General features: G+C 54.1%; 16 protein-coding genes, 1 tRNA gene and 1 riboswitch. Of the genes, 5 read left to right on the top strand and 12 right to left on the bottom strand.

The features are described from left to right. Nucleotides 1–150: 150 nt before the first annotated feature. From MNU25_RS00380 to modA, 4 genes are all read right to left on the bottom strand, one after another. A complete protein-coding gene (locus MNU25_RS00380) occupies nt 151–678 on the bottom strand; it encodes a ferritin (RefSeq protein WP_240986674.1) in 528 nt (175 codons plus the stop codon). Nucleotides 679–855: 177 nt separating this feature from the next. Continuing rightward, nucleotides 856–1524: an ATP-binding cassette domain-containing protein gene (locus MNU25_RS00385; protein WP_240983264.1), complete on the bottom strand. Its 669-nt coding sequence runs from the start codon at nt 1522–1524 to the stop codon at nt 856–858. Between the two features lie 130 nt (nt 1525–1654). Then, nucleotides 1655–2344: a molybdate ABC transporter permease subunit gene (modB, locus tag MNU25_RS00390; RefSeq protein ID WP_240983265.1), complete on the bottom strand. Its 690-nt coding sequence runs from the start codon at nt 2342–2344 to the stop codon at nt 1655–1657. A 22-nt stretch (nt 2345–2366) separates the two neighbouring features. Further along, a complete protein-coding gene (modA, locus tag MNU25_RS00395; RefSeq protein ID WP_240983266.1) occupies nt 2367–3191 on the bottom strand; it encodes a molybdate ABC transporter substrate-binding protein in 825 nt (274 codons plus the stop codon). A gap of 213 nt (nt 3192–3404) precedes the next feature. After that, nucleotides 3405–3537, bottom strand: a riboswitch (molybdenum cofactor riboswitch). Nucleotides 3538–3728: 191 nt separating this feature from the next. Between modA and MNU25_RS00400 the strand changes: the two genes are divergently transcribed. Further along, nucleotides 3729–4676, top strand: coding sequence for a helix-turn-helix transcriptional regulator (locus tag MNU25_RS00400; protein ID WP_240983267.1), 948 nt, complete (start codon nt 3729–3731; stop codon nt 4674–4676). A 25-nt stretch (nt 4677–4701) separates the two neighbouring features. Here the strand turns inward: MNU25_RS00400 and MNU25_RS00405 are convergent, their stop codons facing one another. Together MNU25_RS00405 and MNU25_RS00410 are read right to left on the bottom strand one after the other, a co-directional pair. Next, entirely contained in the window at nt 4702–6108 is a 1407-nt protein-coding gene (locus tag MNU25_RS00405; RefSeq protein ID WP_240986675.1) for a peptidoglycan D,D-transpeptidase FtsI family protein, read from the bottom strand. Nucleotides 6109–6411: 303 nt separating this feature from the next. Continuing rightward, entirely contained in the window at nt 6412–7089 is a 678-nt protein-coding gene (locus MNU25_RS00410; RefSeq protein ID WP_240983268.1) for a DUF1232 domain-containing protein, read from the bottom strand. A 133-nt stretch (nt 7090–7222) separates the two neighbouring features. Between MNU25_RS00410 and MNU25_RS00415 the strand changes: the two genes are divergently transcribed. After that, on the top strand, nt 7223–8536 hold the full coding sequence (locus MNU25_RS00415; protein WP_240983269.1) for an NRAMP family divalent metal transporter: 1314 nt from the start codon (nt 7223–7225) through the stop codon (nt 8534–8536). A 39-nt stretch (nt 8537–8575) separates the two neighbouring features. Here the strand turns inward: MNU25_RS00415 and MNU25_RS00420 are convergent, their stop codons facing one another. The 4 genes from MNU25_RS00420 to MNU25_RS00435 form a co-directional block, all read right to left on the bottom strand. Further along, the gene (locus MNU25_RS00420; RefSeq protein ID WP_240983270.1) at nt 8576–8809 is read right to left on the bottom strand and encodes a DUF6504 family protein; all 234 of its coding nucleotides are present in this window, start codon (nt 8807–8809) and stop codon (nt 8576–8578) included. Nucleotides 8810–9138: 329 nt separating this feature from the next. After that, nucleotides 9139–9291 carry a hypothetical protein gene (locus MNU25_RS00425; protein WP_240983271.1) on the bottom strand — a complete coding sequence of 51 codons (153 nt, stop codon included), beginning with the start codon at nt 9289–9291 and terminating at the stop codon, nt 9139–9141. Between the two features lie 56 nt (nt 9292–9347). Continuing rightward, nucleotides 9348–9770: a hypothetical protein gene (locus tag MNU25_RS00430; protein WP_240983272.1), complete on the bottom strand. Its 423-nt coding sequence runs from the start codon at nt 9768–9770 to the stop codon at nt 9348–9350. Between the two features lie 143 nt (nt 9771–9913). Continuing rightward, nucleotides 9914–11371: an amino acid permease gene (locus MNU25_RS00435; RefSeq protein WP_240983273.1), complete on the bottom strand. Its 1458-nt coding sequence runs from the start codon at nt 11369–11371 to the stop codon at nt 9914–9916. 485 nt (nt 11372–11856) lie between these two features. Here MNU25_RS00435 and MNU25_RS00440 point away from each other — a divergent pair, with 485 nt between their 5' ends. Then, a complete protein-coding gene (locus tag MNU25_RS00440) occupies nt 11857–13002 on the top strand; it encodes a Fic family protein (protein WP_240983274.1) in 1146 nt (381 codons plus the stop codon). Nucleotides 13003–13098: 96 nt separating this feature from the next. Here MNU25_RS00440 and MNU25_RS00445 read toward each other — a convergent pair. Beyond that, nucleotides 13099–13181 (bottom strand) — tRNA-Leu (locus tag MNU25_RS00445). A 58-nt stretch (nt 13182–13239) separates the two neighbouring features. Further along, nucleotides 13240–14310, bottom strand: a complete 1071-nt coding sequence (locus MNU25_RS00450; RefSeq protein WP_338077708.1) for a M28 family metallopeptidase — start codon at nt 14308–14310, stop codon at nt 13240–13242. Between the two features lie 355 nt (nt 14311–14665). On the opposite strand from MNU25_RS00450, the gene MNU25_RS00455 reads away from it, so the two are divergent. Beyond that, complete coding sequence (locus tag MNU25_RS00455; protein ID WP_240983276.1) at nt 14666–15262, top strand: hypothetical protein; 597 nt, start codon at nt 14666–14668, stop codon at nt 15260–15262. A 190-nt stretch (nt 15263–15452) separates the two neighbouring features. After that, nucleotides 15453–18125 (top strand): EAL domain-containing protein, encoded by a 2673-nt coding sequence (locus MNU25_RS00460; RefSeq protein WP_240983277.1) that lies wholly within the window; start codon nt 15453–15455, stop codon nt 18123–18125. Nucleotides 18126–18252: the final 127 nt, after the last annotated feature.

The raw sequence follows: 18252 nt of genomic DNA on the forward strand, positions 1-18252 counted from the left end.
GCAGATAAGTACTCTCAGAGATGCCGAAGAAAACCCGGCTTGTGCCAAAGAAAGACCTGCATTCCATCCGTGAAAATGCAGGTCTCATTGCCGTAACGCCCGTCCGGGCTTCCCCGGCGGATACGCATCGGACACGGCGGTCCGCCGTTCTTACGGCTGCGGTGACAACCCGGGAATAACCGCGGGTGTATAAACTCTTTGGGCCAACTCATTATCGATGATGAACAGACCGGCACTGTCTTCTTTTACCAACTTCAGCCGTTTTAGAACCCGGCCCATGTTTTCTTCTTCCTCCGCCTGTTCGGTGATGAACCACTGCAGGAAAATCTCCGTTGTATGATCCCGCGCTTCCCGGGCCACATCCATAATGGCGTAGAGGGATTTGGTCACATACTCTTCATGCTGCAGGGCGCGGGCAAACACATCCGTCGGACTGCTGAAATCGGAGGGCGGCTCTTGAATCGCTGCCAGGACAATCTTTCCTCCGATCTTATTGAGATAGTTAAAGAAAGCCAGGGCATGGTCACGTTCCTCTTGAACCTGAACCCGAAAATAGTTGGCAAAACCGTCCAGGTCTTGGGCCGCAAAATAAGCCTGCATCCCTAAGTAAAAATAGGCGGAATAGAACTCCTTCTGAAGCTGTCCGTTGAGTTCCTGCGCCACTTTGGCACCGAGCACCGTCATCCCTCCCGTCGTTTCCCGAACAAGCGCCGGTTCCCCCCTCGCGAACACGGCTGGCTTCATCCAAGCATAACACCGGAAGTCAGGAATAGCAAGTTCACGGTCGCCCTCTTGCTCAAAGGCGGGCCGGGAGGTCCCACTTGGGCCATCTGCCGCCGGCGCGCAGCCCGCGCCTCAGGGGAAGGCAGGCCGGCAGATCGCCAATTCCTCCTGCCGGCCCCGGTTGATCCGGATGACCTGATCCCCCAAAAACTCCGCCTCCCGCAAGTCGTGCGTGACCAGAATAAAGGGAATCTGCCATTCAAGCTGCAACCGGCGCAGTTCCCGTTGCAGGGCACTCCGTGTCTCCGGATCCAGCGCCGAAAGGGGCTCATCCAAGAGCAGCAGTTCGGGGGCCGTCATCAAAGCCCGGGCTAAGGCCACCCTCTGCTTCTCGCCACCCGAAATCTGACCCGGGTACCTGTTCTTGAGATGCTCGATGCCAAGCATCCGGAGGACTTCGGCCAGGGAAAGGCGCTTAGCGCGCCGGTCATCACCCTTGGGCTTACCGTAAAGCACATTCTTTTCCACCGTCAGATGAGGAAAAAGAGCATAGTCCTGAAACAAATAGCCGATGCGGCGCTCGCGCGCAGGGATGTTTTTGGCCTCCCGCGAGGAAAAGACAAGTCTCCCCCCGATTCGGATCTCGCCCCAGGAAGGTTTTTGCAAGCCGGCGACACACTGCAGCAAAGTGGTTTTTCCGGCCCCGGACGGACCGACCACAGCCAAGATGCCCTCAGTCAGAGCGATATTGATTTCTAACTCAAAGCCGGGCAGTTCCTTGCCGAACTTCGCCTCAATCATCGCACAACCCCTCCGTCATCGGGTAGTCCCCTCGCCCTCGCACAGCCCTCTCGTCATCGGACCGCTCTCCCATCATCGGATAGTCCCCCTCGTCATCGGATAGTCCCCTCGCCCTCGCACAGCCCTCTCGTCATCGGACAGCCCCTCCGTTTCCTCCCCTTTTGCCCTTTTTGCGCCAGAGGTTGAGAGCGTAAATGACCAGGAAACTGAACACCGTCATGATCAGAACCAGGATGTTTGCCTGCTTGCCCTCGCCGGCATAAACATCAAAGAAAATGGCCAGGGGCATAGTTTGGGTCTTGCCCGGTATATTTCCGGCTATCATCAGAGTGGCCCCAAACTCCCCGAGGGAGCGGGCGAAGGCGAGGACCAGCCCCGCGATAAAACCGTTCCAGGCTAAGGGCAGCGTCACCGTGAAAAAGATTCTTAGCTCCCCCGCCCCCAACGTGCGGGCCGCTTTTTCCAAATTGGGGTCCACACTTTCCAGCGCCGCTTTAAGAGATTGGTACATGAGGGGGAAAGAAACGACCGCCGAAGCGATGACCGCGCCGGAAAGGGTAAAGACGACCTGATAGTGAAAGAAGTGCTCGAGAAACATACCCGGCCAACCGTTCTTGCCGAAAAGATAGAGCAACATAAAGCCAACGACGGAAGGCGGGAGCACTAGGGGCAAGGTCAACGCCGACTCCGCCAATCCCTTGCCCCAAAACTCGTATTTAGCCATCAGGGCCGCAATGGGCAGACAGCCGATCACGACCAAAACCACCGCGGCCACGGCGACTTTTAAGGAGAGAATAACCGGAACATAATCAAATTGCATCCTGTGCTCACTTCATCCGCTATTATTTCATCGTCTTGAAACCGTACTTGGCAAAAATCTGCTGTCCCTGCGGGCTCTCCAGGAATTTTAAGAAGTCTTCGGCATCGCGTTTGTCTTTGGAACCTGCGACGACAGCCGCCGGATAGACGATCGGCCGGTGTGCACTGTCGGGAACAACCGCCGCAACCTTGACTTGGGAAGAACTCTGGGCGTCGGATTGGTACACAAACCCCGCATCCACACTTCCCATCTCAACATAGGTGAGCACCTGGGTGACATCTTTCGCCAGCACCAGCTTTTGCTCCTGCTGCAGCGTGTTCCAAAGCTTCAAGCTCTTCAGGGACTCTTCGGCATACTTTCCCGCCGGCACGGACTGAGGCGTGCCGATGCCAATCTTCCTCACCCCGGGCTTCGTCAAATCCTGGACCGAAGTCACATTTTTATTATCCTTACCGGTGATTAAAACTAAGACATTACTTAACAAATTAACTTTTGTCTGCTTGACCACCAAGTTTTTCTTGACCAGCGCATCCATCTGCGCTTTGCCGGCCGAAATGAACAGGTCGGCGGGGGCCCCTTGTTCGATTTGCTGCTCCAGCGGACCCGAAGCGCCAAAATTAAAGGTCAGCCGAACATCGGGGTGGGTTTTTACGTAAACCTTCTGAATCTCAGTTAAGGAATTCTGTAAACTGGCGGCAGCAGAGATGATTAAGGCCCTTGAACCGGGCTGCGATCCGCCCTTGCCCGAATTTGTCCCCCCTCCGGCACTGCAGCCCGCCAGCAATAGCACCACCGACAAAAGCACCGCGAGTGAGTTGAGGAGCGCCCATCCCAATCTTTTCCGCATTCTATTACCCCTTTGCATTCTCTTACCCCCGTTTTCAATAAAGTAACATCCGGAACAAAATTCCTCGCGCATACTCGCTCATAGCACCGTTTCAGTTCCCGCCCCCCAGGGCCCGAAAATTTCAGGAAGACGGGCTGGACTGACTATAAGCGGCTCAACCAAAACTAAAACAGCTCCACCCAAAACCGGTGGAGCCCGCACGCAATTAAACGCCTGACAGCCTGCCCACCTCCTTTTCCAAAAGTGAAGGCATACCCGTTTCCGGATATACCCCGAGGGCTCGAAGCCCTGGCCAGAAGCCGTCGATTACTCATTAGGCTTATCTGGCTCGGAGAGCGGATAACATTTCTTTTGATGCCAAATGATCGGCTAATGGTTCACATCGGAGGTAAACCGTCTCTCTCGTTAACTCAAAGCCGCCCAACGGCCCTTGGCTGAACGAGTGCCTTTCTCCCGCAAACGTGAACTCACATAAACTAACTGCAAGCCCATTATACGATATGTTATAATGGTTGACAATAGAAAGCGGGTGAAACAATGGCCGAAGATGTTTCCTACACACCGGAAGAGGTGGCCAAGATCCTTAAAATCTCCAAGTTCACGGTCTACGAGCTCATAAAACGCGGTCAGTTAGTCGCCTACCACATAGGGCGTAAGGTCCGGGTGGAAGCCGCCGACCTGGAAGCCTACAAAAAGAAAGCCAAGGGTGTGGTTGTTCACGCTCCCTTTTCGTCTTCTTCTCCGGGCGGAGAAAATCGCAACCGCCCTTTTCCCGAAAGTGCGGGCCTGGTCATCTGCGGCCAAGACGTTATTCTGGATATTCTGACCCGTCACCTGGAAAAGAGACTTCCCCACCTCTCATTCCTGCGCCAATACATCGGCAGTATCGACGGGTTGACGGCTCTCTACCGGGGACAAGCGAACGCGGTGACAGCCCATCTTTGGGACAGTGACACCGATGAATACAATATCCCCTATGTGCGCCATATGCTGCCGGGGCACCGGGCATTGGTCATCAATCTGGTCTACCGGACGGAGGGTTTTTACGTTGCCGGGGGCAACCCGCAAAACATTCTTACCTGGCAGGACTTGACCCGCCCCGGTGTGCGTTTTGTCAACCGGGAGCGGGGTTCGGGAGCGAGAGTACTCCTGGACGGAAAGCTGAAGGTTCTGGCAATTGACCGTCGGCAAATCCGCGGCTACGGGGACGAGGAGATGAGCCACCTCGCGGTGGCAAGCCGGGTGGCCCGGGGCGAGGCTGATGCCGGCTTGGGCATTGAAAAAGCAGCCCTGCAGGTCAGCGGGCTTGACTTTGTACCCTTGCAGAAAGAGCGCTACGATCTTATCATCTTGCAGGAGGATCTTGACAAACCGCCTTTCCAGGCCCTCCTGTCGATCTTGAACTCCCCCGCTTTCCAAAATGAAGTACGGGGTATTGGCGGCTATGACGTGAGCCGCATGGGTGAGATCATAAAAGAGGTCTAGCTGAACGGAGGTCAGAAGTCAGAGATCAGAGATTTTCGGCCAAAGCCACTTTGATCATCGCTTTGGCAATGGGAGCGGACGCCACCCCGCCGGCCCCGCCATGCTCCACCAGGACCGCGACGGCGATCTGGGGATTGTCGGCCGGCGCAAAAGCCACGAACCAGGCGTTTGTTGTGACATTGCCGCCGGGCTGTGCCGACCCGGTTTTGGCGGCTACCTGGACATTGGGCAAGGCAACCGCGGCAGCGGTGCCTTGATTGACGGTCGTCACCATGGCTGTGGTGATTTTGCCGGCATCCGCCGGAGACAACGGGGTAAGCCAGGGTTTCGGTTGAGCTTTATACAGGACATTTTGCCTGGAATCTAACACCCGGTCCACCAGGTAGGGCCTCATCATGACGCCGTGGTCCGCCACCGCCGCCGTAATCAGGGCCATATGCAGCGGTGTGACCAGAACCTGGCCTTGACCAAAGGCGCTGGCCGCCAACTGATTAATACTTAAATGCGTGGGCACCGCCGCCTTGTTCGTGATTTGGCTATCCGGGACCGGCAAGGGAAAAGGGATTGTCTGACCAAAACCGTAGGCCTTGGCAGCCGCCAGGAAATTATCTTGCCCCGCTTTAACAGTTTGGGTGGCAAAATAGACATTGCTGGAATAGGCAAGCGCCAAATTATAGTTGATCCAGCCGTTGCCGGATGTATTTTCATCGGGAATGACTTGACCGTTAATCACAGTGGTGCCTTTGTCGTCAAAAAGTTTCGAGGTATCGATTCCCCCGCTGAACAAGGCTTTTGAGGTGACAAGCTTCATAACGGAACCGGGTGTGAACAGGGACAGGGCATTGTTCAGCAGATCCGTGCTTCCGGGGCGGGAGATCTCTTTCCAGTTCTTATCCAAAGAATTAGGGTCAAACGACGGCTGGCTCGCCAAAGCCAGGATTTGCCCGGTGCGGGGATCGACGGCGACCGCCGCTCCTTTCTTCCCCTGCAGACCGTCATAGGCGGCCTGTTGAATCTTTGCGTCCAGAGTGAGCACTACATCATCCCCTTGACGGGGAACTTGAAAAAACTGTTTGAGTTCCTGGGACAAAGTGGGATTTTTCATCCCCAGAAGCCAGCCGGACAGAGCGTCTTCCAACCCCGCCTGACCATGCTGCAGGGTAGCGTATCCGAGCAGGGGCTCATAGACCCCCCCGTTAGGGTAGACGCGAACACTCTTACCGCTTTCAACTTTGGACTCGGCCAAGACCACGCCGTTGCGGTCAAAAATTCCTCCTCTTTTGATACGGCGTTCCATAAGTGCCAAGCGTGGATTAGCCGGGTTTTTGAGCATGACATTGTTTTGCACAACTTGCCAATAAACGAGCCCAAGGCTCAGAACGAAAAAGCAGAGTACCATGCCCAAGGCAATACGGCGCAGTCCTTTCAAGATTTTCGCAGCCCGGATACTTCCTGACTTCAGTCAGGAGAGGAAAGGCCACTTTCCCCCTTTCTTCTTTTCAACCAAGGTCACACACTGCAGATAGGGTCGAAAGGGTCGTAGAACAGCATGTACTCGTTCTTTATTTTATCACAGTCGTTCTCCATTCCCAAACCAAGAGAGTGAACGATATAAACAACGCTTGGGGCAGGAGCACCATGGACTCCAAGGCAAACGGCGGGTGAACCTTTGTGTGAACTGGATGGAACAATCCTCGATGCTTCGAGTCCGGGCCCCGGGCATCCGCAGCATAGCCTACGGCTCATCTTCCGCTTCCTCTGCCGGGTTCTGCCCCAACGACAATTTGTGTAAAACCAGTTTGATAGCGATGGCATCATCCAGATAGCCGATCGGGAAGACATAATCCGGAATGATATCTGTGGCCAAAATAAAGTACAGCAAAGCACTGCCCAGCACAGCCCTTTTCGGCGATGTGCCGTCAGTCTGAAGATAAAGCGTATACAGTTGGTTTAAATCGTCGATGAAGGGGCCCAGGCCGCCGACTTGTTTTATTTTCTCCTGAAAATCCTCCAGAATAATCCGCTGCCCTTCTTCTGTTCGCGCATAGTGCTCATAATCGGCCAACCTTTGCTCAACCCGTTCCCGCGTATACTCCTCGTCGAACAGTTTGGATGCCAAAAGGACTTCCTGAATGGCCTCTAACGAGGTGCGAAAGTCCGAATAGGGATCTTTTTTTTGTGCTTTGATGCCGTAACCGGCGGCCTCAAAAAGTTGCTCCACCGGCACGTTCAGCGCTTGGGCAAATTGCTGCAGGTGTTTGGGCCTTGCTTGCTGCTTGCCGTTAACGATCCGGGAAATCGTGGCCGTTTCGATGCCGGAGAGTTGACTGAGCTTTCGCATCGACCAAGACTTCTCTTTTAATAGTGCCTTTAACAAGCTCCCAAGATCCGACGAGGTTTCCTGTTCGCGCATCAAATGGCAGCTCCCTCCATTTAAGCATAAAAGTGTATTGATCTTTTAACAACAGTCTATGCACGGGACTGGCACTTTCTGCAACATCTGTCAATAAAATGTGAAGCAAATACTTTTAAGGGGTGCTGACGCCATGAACACATCACTCACTTCGACCGGTGAAAGCCAATCAAAGTTTCATGAATTAATCAGTCGCCCCAGAATAGGCTGGCGGCGCTATGTCATCCTCTTCTGGGCCCTGATGGGCCCCGGCTTTCTCGCCGCCATGGCTGACAATGATGCCGGAGGAGTCATTTCGTACTTAGTCACGGGGGCCAGATTCGGCATCAGCGTCTTTGTGCCCCTGGTGCTCTGTCTGGCACTTTTGACCTATACTGTCCAGGAAATGAGCCTGCGGCTGGGAGTCGTCACGCGGGAGGGATTTTCCAGGCTCGTTTGGCGGCGCTACGGGCGAGCCTGGGGGTTTTACCTGATTGCGACTTTGGCCTTGGAAAATCTCCTGACCCTGATGACAGAATTCATTGGCATGACGGCGGGACTGGTCCTTTTGGGCGTTCCTCTCCTCCCCGGTTCCCTCATCTGTCTTCTTCTGATTGTCTCTTTTGCCGTCTTCACCGGCTACTGGGCCAAAGAGCGCTTGGCACTGCTCATCGGGGCGCTCAACCTTGTTTTTGTCGCCGTGGCTGCCATGACCCACCCCAACGTGTCTGAAATCGCGCACGTCTTTGTTTCCTGGAATGTCCCGGAAGCCCTGCAGGCCGGCTTTGTTTTCTATCTTATCGCAACCGTCGGCAACGCTCTTGCCCCTTGGATGATTTTCTTCCAGGGGAGCGGCGTCATCGATAAGGGGATTCGTGCTCACGAACTTCGTTTCGGCCGCCTCGACACCGCGTTTGGCTCCCTCATCCAGGTCGTCGTCGCCGCCGGCATTATCATTTTGGGAGCCTCCCTCTTCGGCAAAGTTCCCAACCTCGCCGGCGCGGGTCCGTCCGATATCATTGCCGCGCTGGCCCGGGCGGTCGGCCGTTGGCCCGCCGTTCTCTTCGGGCTCGGTTTGTTTAACGCCGGTTTCCTCGCTTCCATCACCGTGTCTCTCTCTTCTTCCTGGAGCATTGCGGAGTTGTTCGGCTGGTCCAAAAGTCTGAATGACAAAATCGGGGAAGCACCCCGATTCTACTTGGTCTATATCGGCAGCCTCGTCTTGGCCTCCCTCGCCCTCCTGATTCCGAACCTGCCCCTGAACTTAATCGCACTGGGCACCCAGGTCATCGGCGGCATTCTCATGGTTCCTCTGCTCGTTTTCATGGTCTTAATGACCGGTGACCAGGGATTGATGGGCAGCTACCGGACCAAGCTGCCCGGCCGGCTCTGGAGTTGGGCGGTTATTATTCTGCTCGGCGGCTTGACCCTCGCCGCCCTCGGCCAAGTACTCCTAAACCTGATTTAGAACACCTTAGGCACAACACCTGACTGGCAGTGACATTTTTTAATCATAGACCCGGTACATGTACCACCCCTTTTCTTTTGCGTCAAAGTAAAGTTCGAACACAGAAGTGCCGCTGCTCACCCTATAGAAGGTCTTTTCCCCTTCTTCATGCCACCACTCGCCGGTATCAACCCATTCGTCCTCAACGGATGTCACGGCATACCATCCGCCCTTCCATTGGAAGCGCACAAGCCGGTTCCCGGCCGTAACAACCCGGATCTCGGCAAAGAGCATTCTTATCCCTCCCGTACACATGATACCCTTATGGGAACCCGTGTTCCCATAAGGGTATCATAATCCTCAGACCGGGGAGAAGCAAGCGGCATCACCGAATGCTTCGCTACATTCGCTATCTGCCGGGAGCCGCGCCCAGTGGCCGACCCGATTTGCACGTATTGAGTATGTATAATGATTTTCTCAGGGGTACTTCCGCCAACACAAGCCGCATCGCAGTAATGAGTTATCTGCCAGGGCTTAAAATTCCTCTCAGACAATCCATTTCTTGATCAAGCTTCCGCCAATGCCGAGTGAGCCAATGCAGTCCGCGCAGTTTCCCCCTAACGCTATTTGACCCGCCGCAGATTGGCTCGCCGGCCCTTGCGCAAGCGATAAAGCTTTACCTGCCTATTTTTCTGAGATTTCCGAGAACGTCGTCCCGACCAGAGACCCAACCCCAGAATCAGACAAAGAGCAATGACAGCGGCTAAATAATGCATGTTCTACCCCTCCCACCGTCTTTTGTTTTTGCCCCAATTGGAGAAAAAACCGGCTTTCACAAATCAGCCGCCCTGGCGTAGGGCAGCCGACGCAAAAAAGGAAAGCGAACAATCTCCAGTTGGACACCCAGCAAGCGACCGCCTTTCCTATCCCTGATCCTAAAGCGCAGACACCTATCATGAGTCCCGGTCGCCTTCACAAAGGTCCAAAATAATTGCGGGGAATCGCTCTCCTCCCATAAAGTCTGGAGGTACACTTCCGCCTCCAATCCCATAAGCGGGTAAACCCAATCCTTGCCCTTAAAGCCGTTCTGAAGCGAAGCGTTCGGTCCCCTCTTCCTGCCTGCCGCCCTCCCATACGGAGCAGCCGCCAAAACCAAGTCGCACTCGGCATCAAAACCCGGGCTCATCAGCACTGCCTTGAGCGTCCTGAGGAACTCCTCAACCTCCTCTTGCGCGGAAACTACTGCTACGGCCAAATAAAAACCTCCCCGCAACCTCTCCTGACTAAATATTAACAAGAGAGGCCGCGGGAAACAAGTACTACATCAGAAAAAATTTTCCTTTTCCTGGTTCCCTCCGATCTTAAATCCGTAACGCCCGTCTTCGATCCGCAACTTTCCTACCGAGCCGCTCCCCGTCCTCCTTTTTGCGGATCGGTACCCATGGTCTTATCCCCGGACAGCCGTCCATTTTCTCCTTTTTGCAAAAGACTGTGGCGTGAGCCGTAGCGCCAGTAGATGATCAGCCCGACAGCCAGCCAAACGACAAAGCGGATCCAGGTAAGCAGAGGCAAACTGTACATCAAATACAGGCAGGCGACAATGGCCAGAAGCGGCAGCCAAGGCACGAGCGGAACCCGGAAGGGACGGCGCTGTTCGGGCTTGGTTTTGCGCAGGACGATTACGGCCGCTGAGACGATGACAAAAGCGAACAAAGTACCGATATTGGCCATCTCAGCTAAATCTTTGATAGGGGTAAAACCGGCCATGGCAGCGACCACCAGCCCCACCAGCCGCGTGCTGACATGCGGGGTCTTAAACTTTTGGTGCACGGAAGAAAACACCGGGGGCAGCAACCCGTCGCGTGACATGGCGTAGAGAATCCTGGTCTGGGCAAACAGGTCCACCAGCAAAACACTGGTGATACCGGCAATCGCCCCGACGCTTAAAAGTGCGGCAGCCCAGTGCATCCCGATATAGTTAAGAGCGAAGGAGACAGGCGCCGAGGTATTAAGCTTCGTGTAATTGACCATTCCGGTCAGGATCATGGTGACCAAAATATAAAGAACAGTAGAAATCCCGAGCGAGGCCATGAGGCCGATAGGTAAATCGCGTTGGGGCTTTTTCGCCTCCTCCGCCGCGGTGGAGACGGCATCAAACCCTAAATAAGCAAAAAAGATAATACTCGCCCCTGTCATAACGCCACCCCAACCAAAAGGCATATACGGATGCCAGTTTGCGGGCGTGACGTGAGAAGTCCCCACGGCAATAAAAAGCAAAATAACGGCCAGTTTGACAACGACTATAATGTTGTTAACCCATTTACTCTCTTTAACCCCAACCGTAAGCAGGCTGACAATGAGTCCCACAATCAGAATGGCCGGCAGATCAATGATCCCTCCGGCTCCGGGAGCATTGGTGGCCCAGGCAGGCAGATTGACTCCGATGGCGGAAAGCAGGTTGACCAAGTAGCCGGACCAGCCAACCGCCACGGTGGAAGAAGCTAAACCGTACTCCAAGAGAAGGTCCCAGCCGATGACCCAGGCGAAAATCTCACCCAGGGCCGCGTAGCCATAAGTGTAAGCGCTGCCGGCCACTGGGATCATGGCCGCAAACTCGGCATAGGACAAAGCCGCAAGCCCGCTGGCCAGTCCGGCGATAATAAATGAAATGACCAAGGCCGGACCGGCAAAATTGCTCGCCCCGATTCCAGTCAGGACAAAGATACCCGTCCCGATGATCCCCCCAATGCCCAAAGCCGTTAAGTCAAAGGCACTCAGGGCCCTCTTCAGTTTTGTCTGCTGTTCTTCCGATTCGGAAACCAACTGTTGAACAGATTTGGTCCGCAGTAAGTTCATCTAATCTTTCTCCTTCCCCTCCGCGAAATTTTGCTGCGTCTATTATTCTACTTATTAGATTAATACAGAGAGTTTAGAAGGTAAACAAGCTTCTCCCACCGCTATTCCCCCCTGCCGCATGGAAAAAGACCAGAAGGAAGCTCACCGGCATAAGACGCCAATTTAGTCGAATTTTTTCACGTTGAGCCAATCACCTCAAGGCGGACCGAACGGCCAGCTCGGCCAAAAAGTCGATGTCCGCGCGTAAAGTCTGTTCCAAGCGCTTTTTTGACATTCTCCCGCTCTGAGAAGACGTTAATTCTCCCCTCTATTGGCTCAATACGCAAGCGAATCAATACGCAGTGAATTAAAAAACCGCTACCTTTACAGTAGCGGTTTGTCTATTTGCGGTTAGCGTTCCTTGTTTTACTTTTCATTGACAAACTAAAATAAAAGCGCTATAATACCCCTTGTAATTAACTTTTCGCAAAGGAGACCGCACATATATGATGGACAGAGCCGGAAAACTAAAAACAAACCTGTCGGGTGAAGCAGCATACAAATCATTTACGCCATCGCCGCTGCCGCCAAATCCTCCTGTTGAACTCGATAACGAAACCGTTGAGCTATTGGTAAAAGCCAATAAACAGCTTACTCTTCTGGAAGGCATCGCGGTTCGGATTCCGAATGTTAATTTGTTTATAACAATGTATGTCCGCAAGGAAGCGTTGATGTCGTCCCAGATTGAGGGAACGCAGGCCACACTGGAGGATGTGCTTGACCCGCTGATTGACGAAAATGCCAATCGCAATGTCGCTGATGTTATCAACTACATCAAGGCAACCGAGTTTGCGATTGCCAGATTGAACGAGCTGCCGCTCTGCAACAGACTTATTAAGGAAGCGCACGCGATACTGATGGCAGGCGTTCGCGGACAGGAGAAAAATCCGGGTAAGTTCCGCTATTCCCAAAACTGGATCGGCGGTCAGGGCAGCATATTGAAGAATGCCAGGTTTATCCCTCCGACGCCGGAAGATATGACGATAGCAATGTCCGACCTGGAAAAATACATCAACGACGATGATGCGCTTGATGTTTTGATTCGCGCCGCCTTAATCCACTATCAGTTTGAAACCATACACCCGTTTTTGGACGGCAACGGACGTATCGGCCGGTTGCTCATCACCTTATATCTGATGACCAAAGGCGTGCTGACAACTCCCGCGTTATATATTTCATATTTTTTGAAAAAGAACCGTATCGAATATTACGACCGCATGAGCGAGGTGCGCCGCAACGGAAATTATGAGCAGTGGATCAAATTTTTCCTGCAGGCGATTTACGAATCCGCCGAGGACGCAACGAATACCATTGACAAGCTGACAGAGCTCCATGACAAAAATATCGCTTCCATCAGCGGAATGGGCCGCGCCTCCAAAACAGCGCTTCGCCTATTCGCTTACCTTGAAGGAAATCCCATCATTGAAATCCAAAAGACAGCGGCTGCTTTGGATACCACATTTAAGACGGTATCCGATTCTGTCCGGCGGCTTTGCGAAATGGGTATCCTGACACAAAACTCCGGCGAGCAGCGCAACAGGACGTTTTCCTACGCCGCCTATCTTGACATTCTGCGTGAAGGCACAGTATAAAAACACCATAAACGATGTGAAAAACGCTGTGCCGAAGCCAAAACATGCACCATCCGGTCATTCGGGTGCTGCACCTAATTGTCTGAAAGCCCTTTATGGTGCGGAAGGGGGGATTTGAACCCCCACGGTTACCCGCTGGAACCTAAATCCAGTGCGTCTGCCAGTTCCGCCACTCCCGCCTGCGCACTGACTTACCTTGATTATTTTACCTTATCGGTTAACAATTCGCAAGCTATATTAAAATGCCAGCCGATGCACAGCCTTGTACAGAATATCGCTGGCTAAGGCGACTTTTTGCGGATTGACGAAATCCGGTACGTCCTGGGGTGTATGGTTTTTCTCCAGCCAGGTTCGGGCCATGAGAGTCGTCGCCGGGACATGGTTCAGATTAAAATAATATTGATCACTGTCATAACCATGGTTGGGCACCACCGGGGCCGAGGAATTGCATTCCCGCGCGACGGCTTGAAGTGTCCGCACGGCAGTATTCTCACCGTCGGCCCAAAGGGCAAACTCATGCAGCGAACCGTTTCCGACGGTGTCGGCGTTAAACACGGCCCTAATCCCACCCAAGGGCACGCCGGGGTTCTTAATAAACGCGGAGGACCCGACAAAACCCATTTCCTCCGCACTCCAAAAAGCGAGCAGCACATTGCTCTTAGGCCGTACGCCCTCTTTAATGAGTCTGCGCATCACATCCAATATTGAGCCCACACCGGAAGCGTTGTCATTAGCCCCCGGATAGAGATTCCCTTCAAAAATGCCCATGTGATCATAGTGAGCCGACAAAATCACGGATTCCGCCGCCCGGGTACCCATTAACCCTGCCAGGATATTCGCGCTGGGAGTGCGCAGGTCTTTCGGATCTCCTAACGAAAAGGTCAGATGGCGCCCATAATAGAAGTTGGCAAACTCCTCCACCACAGGATAAATCGTAAAAGCCTGGGTGTACAGCCGCTGCCCGTCAGCCCCACGATCCCCCAAGGGCTGCAGTCCCAACCCCCGCATCTGGTCTTGAAGATAGGCCGCCGCTTTCCCCTCGCCGGCCGAGCCCGCCCGGCGCCCCGCCAAGGCGGGCTGCGCCAGTACAGCGATATCGTCCGACGCCGTCCGCTTTAAATAGGACGGATTCACCCTTCCAAAAGCGCCAAATGCTTTTCCCGCCGGAATCGCGGCTGAACCCGTATTCACCGCAGACGGAAAATTTTCGACCGAGGCCTTTACAGCCAGGGCATCAACCTTCTTGAGCGTCTCGGGCCAACCGTACCAAGGCAGGAACCCCGCACTCAATCCGGCGAGAAACTTCAAGAACGCCCTCCTCGTCGACATTTTCTGCTTTACCTCCCTCAGTTAACCTTCCTCGTCATCGAAACCGTTTATCCAATCGCCAGATTCCCACTTCTCCCCCCGTTCCGGCATTCCTCGCGCGTTTTCAGCCTCCCGGTGCACCACATAGATGTGGCAAGGGGATCTATCCCGAAAGACCACGCCGAACGGAAGAATAAGAAAGCGAGCAGGACCATAGATATCTTAACGAAATGGCATTGCGTTGCTCCCCCAAGGCAAAGTGTTTTGCTGGGCGGGATGTGCCTTGACATGCTCAGCCTAAGGCTATATTAAAAAACAACCGCAAGGGACTCAATCGGAAAGGTGGGTAGCACAAATGCCCAAATCGAAATATCGAAGCCGTAGAACCGGTTTAACGAACCGAACTAACCTGGCCCACCGAACCGCTCCGACCCGTCTGTCCCGTCTGTCCCGCCTGACCCGTCGGCCCCGACTGACCCGGTTTGGTCTGGCGGCACTTATCATTCTCGTGGTCGTCCTCGTCAAACCGGTCCTCCTGCACCGTGATTCCGGCTGGGTTGATCTTCCCGCCCCGCAGCCGGAAGTAACCCGGCCTACTATGAATATCGAACAAATAGTTCTTTCTCTTAACGATGTTTTAAAAAAATACGAATCTCTCCCTACTTCTGCCAACGTCGTAGACCAAAAGAGCCTGATCGCCAAACTCGACCGGCTCTATCGACTGTCCGCCCAGGACTATGAAAATACCGCGGCGCTCCAGGAAACCGGCGACAACAGCCTTCTCGATGACTTACGCCAAGGCGGGAGCCTGCTTACCTCCTCCATCTTCGAACGCAAAGACAGCCTGGCTTTCCCCGGGAATTTCGGCCAGACCCAGTTGCAAGCGAGCAGGACCGACCTGGCTGCAGCCGCCTCCGCCATCGCCCGGGTCGACCAAGAGCTAAAAAAGTGACTCTTCCCGCCTTCTTTCCTTGGCGGGCTCAACGGCGAACTCCTTCATGCCCCGGCAGGAAAAGCAGAAGTTTTCGCGAAATTAGTCTTATTATTCTTTCTTTATTTTAACCTTTGCGGGACAAGCTGTCTATCCAGCCGATCCTCTATCTTCCGCTCAGGCGGCCATTAACCGAAAAGGACTGAAAAAAATGAATCTGGCGTCCATCCGGCTTATCAAGCGCTCGCAAAGGCGACTTGAGGAAAATCTCTTCGCGCTCCAAAAAACTCATCAAGAACTCTGCACAACCCAGGAAGCACTCCAAGCCCAGCTTCTCCGGGTGAAGACCCGCGAAACCCGTTTTCGCCGCATTTTTCAGGGAGTCTCCAGCGGCGTTATGATTCTAAACCCCACCGGAATGGTTATCGAGGCCAACGAGGCCGCTCAGTCCCTCCTCGGCCTCAGCCTGCAGCAGCTTAGCGGAGCCGAGCCCCTAGGGCCTGACTGGCAGGCCCGCTGCGAAAGCGGTCTCTCGTTCACTTGGCAAAACATCGCCGCCGAACTTTCTCTAAAGCCGCCCTCTGTTGCGCCCTGTTCCCCCGAGACCTTGATGCCACTCCCTGCGCCGGCCAATCTCAGCGGACGAGTCAAAATTACTTCGACCCAGTTTGCCGAGCGCTGGCTCGCCTATACGACTCATCCCATTTATCAGCCCGGTTCCGTCTCACCGGAAGAAATCGTCCTCACCCTTGAAGACATCACCCATCCGAAGTATCTGGAAGAGCAAGAGGCCCGTATCATGGCGGAGTTAGAACATAGCCAGGAGCGTTACCGAGAAATCCTTGAACATATGAGCAACGCTGCCGCGGTGTTTGAAATCCGAAGCGATGGACGGCAGTTTATTATTAAGGAATTTAACCGCAGGGCAGAAACACTCGAACAGGTTAACCGTCAGGACGTCTTGGGACATTCTTTCACCGAATTATTCCCCTACGCCGAGCCGTCCGGAATTTGCGCCGTGCTGCGCCGAGTCTGGAAAACCGGCCTCCCCGAACAGTTCCCAACCACCTGCTATCGCAACGGCAAAGACCTGTGCTGGCGCGAAAACTACGTTTATCGTCTGTCCTCGGGAGAAATCGTCTGCCTCTACCGGGATGTGACCGCGCGTAAGCTGGCGGAGGAAGAACTTTGGCAAGAAAAAGAGCGCGCCCAGATTACCCTGCACTCCATTGGGGACGGTGTGATCACGACCGATATCCATGGCGTCGTACAATACTTAAACCCAATCGCCGAGGAATTAACGGGTTGGTCGCTCGCCGAGGCCAAAGGCAAGGACTTAGCCCAAGTTTTTCACGTCGTGCATGAAACAGACGGCAGCGAGACCGAAAACCCCGTTGCGCGCTGTCTAAAAGAAGGGCGCATCGTGGGACTCGCCAACCACTCAGTTCTCATTCACCGCCGCAATCATCCGTTTGCCATTGAAGATTCGGCGGCTCCTGTCCGAGACCGGCAGGGAAATGTCATAGGCGCCGTCCTCGTCTTTCATGATGTGAGCGACAAACGGGCGCTCCTCCGTCAGATGACCCACCAGGCTCACCATGACGCTCTAACCGGTCTGCCCAACCGCCTGCTCTTCGTCGACCGCCTCAGGCAAGCCATCGCACAGGCCCGCCGGAAGAACCATGATGCAGCCATACTCTTTTTGGATCTTGACCGTTTCAAACTTATTAACGACACTTTGGGCCATGCCGTGGGTGATCGCCTCTTACAATCCGTTGCCGCAAGATTAAAGGGCCTTCTGCGTGAAAGCGATACGGTCGGGCGCCAAGGAGGGGATGAATTCATCCTTATTCTTCCGGAAATCCACAGCAGGGCCGAGGTTAGCACTGTCGCCCAGAAAATACTCGCGCTTTTCTCGACCCCATTTCCCTTGGAGGGGGAGGAGGTCTTCATAACGCCGAGCATCGGCATCAGCCTCTATCCGGCCGACGGCACGGACATTGAAACCCTGATCAGACATGCGGATGCCGCCATGTACTCCGCCAAAGAACTCGGGCGTAATAACTTCCGGTTTTTCACTCCTGCCCTTAACGAAACTGCCCAGTCCCGGCTGGAAACGGAAAATAGCCTGCGCCGGGCGCTGGCCAAAAACGAATTCGTCATCCATTATCAGCCCGTTATCTCTCTACTCAGCAGGGAAATCGTCGGGGTCGAGGCTTTGGTCCGCTGGCAACATCCGCGCAAGGGCCTGCTTATGCCTTCTTCCTTTATTCCTGTGGCGGAAGACACCGGGCTCATTATCCCCATAGGCGAATGGGTATTGCGATCTGCCTGTAACCAGGTCCGCAGCTGGCAGAAATCGGGGTACCCCTTACGGGTCGCGGTCAATCTTTCCGCACGCCAGTTCAGACAGCCCCAGCTGACGGAAACCATCCGGGCCGTCTTGCTGGAAACCTCCCTTATACCCGAATCTCTTGAGGTCGAAATTACCGAAAGCATTGCGGCGGAAGATCTGAATGTAACGATCTCCATTCTCCGCTCCCTAAAAGATATGGGGATCAGAATTTCCATTGATGATTTCGGCACAGGATTTTCTTCACTCAGCTACTTACGACGCTTTCCCATCGACACTCTGAAAATCGACAAATCCTTCGTCGCGGATATTCTCCCCCGGCGCGACGAAGAAATTGTCACGGCCATCATCAACCTCGCGCAAACCCTAAAGCTCAAAGTCATCGCCGAAGGGGTGGAAACACGGGAGCAGCTGAATTTTCTTGCAGAAAAGCACTGCGATGAAATCCAGGGCTATTTCTTTTGCCGGCCCCTGCCCCAGCATGAGCTGCAGCCATATCTGGCATGCCATCCACTTAACCCAAAAGCTTAGCCGCATGCCCATGGCTCGGCCCCTGGCTTTAACCGGTTTAGCCAAAAGGGAGATTCGGCTAAACCCATGATTCTATTGCGCAAACTCTCGTGCCGGTGCCAGAAACTAAGGCGGAGGCTCGCCTTCT

The sequence above is a fragment of the Acididesulfobacillus acetoxydans genome (assembly GCF_902729405.1).
Lineage (GTDB): Bacteria > Bacillota > Desulfitobacteriia > Desulfitobacteriales > Desulfitobacteriaceae > Acididesulfobacillus > Acididesulfobacillus acetoxydans.

What these genes read in the sequence shown, in the direction of transcription:
- MNU25_RS00385 (WP_240983264.1), bottom strand. Translation starts at nt 1,524, where the DNA reads ATGATTGAGGCGAAGTTCGGCAAGGAACTGCCCGGCTTTGAGTTAGAA.
- modB (WP_240983265.1), bottom strand. Translation starts at nt 2,344, where the DNA reads ATGCAATTTGATTATGTTCCGGTTATTCTCTCCTTAAAAGTCGCCGTG.
- modA (WP_240983266.1), bottom strand. Translation starts at nt 3,191, where the DNA reads ATGCGGAAAAGATTGGGATGGGCGCTCCTCAACTCACTCGCGGTGCTT.
- MNU25_RS00400 (WP_240983267.1), top strand. Translation starts at nt 3,729, where the DNA reads ATGGCCGAAGATGTTTCCTACACACCGGAAGAGGTGGCCAAGATCCTT.
- MNU25_RS00410 (WP_240983268.1), bottom strand. Translation starts at nt 7,089, where the DNA reads ATGCGCGAACAGGAAACCTCGTCGGATCTTGGGAGCTTGTTAAAGGCA.
- MNU25_RS00415 (WP_240983269.1), top strand. Translation starts at nt 7,223, where the DNA reads ATGAACACATCACTCACTTCGACCGGTGAAAGCCAATCAAAGTTTCAT.
- MNU25_RS00420 (WP_240983270.1), bottom strand. Translation starts at nt 8,809, where the DNA reads ATGCTCTTTGCCGAGATCCGGGTTGTTACGGCCGGGAACCGGCTTGTG.
- MNU25_RS00425 (WP_240983271.1), bottom strand. Translation starts at nt 9,291, where the DNA reads ATGCATTATTTAGCCGCTGTCATTGCTCTTTGTCTGATTCTGGGGTTG.
- MNU25_RS00435 (WP_240983273.1), bottom strand. Translation starts at nt 11,371, where the DNA reads ATGAACTTACTGCGGACCAAATCTGTTCAACAGTTGGTTTCCGAATCG.
- MNU25_RS00440 (WP_240983274.1), top strand. Translation starts at nt 11,857, where the DNA reads ATGATGGACAGAGCCGGAAAACTAAAAACAAACCTGTCGGGTGAAGCA.
- MNU25_RS00455 (WP_240983276.1), top strand. Translation starts at nt 14,666, where the DNA reads ATGCCCAAATCGAAATATCGAAGCCGTAGAACCGGTTTAACGAACCGA.
- MNU25_RS00460 (WP_240983277.1), top strand. Translation starts at nt 15,453, where the DNA reads ATGAATCTGGCGTCCATCCGGCTTATCAAGCGCTCGCAAAGGCGACTT.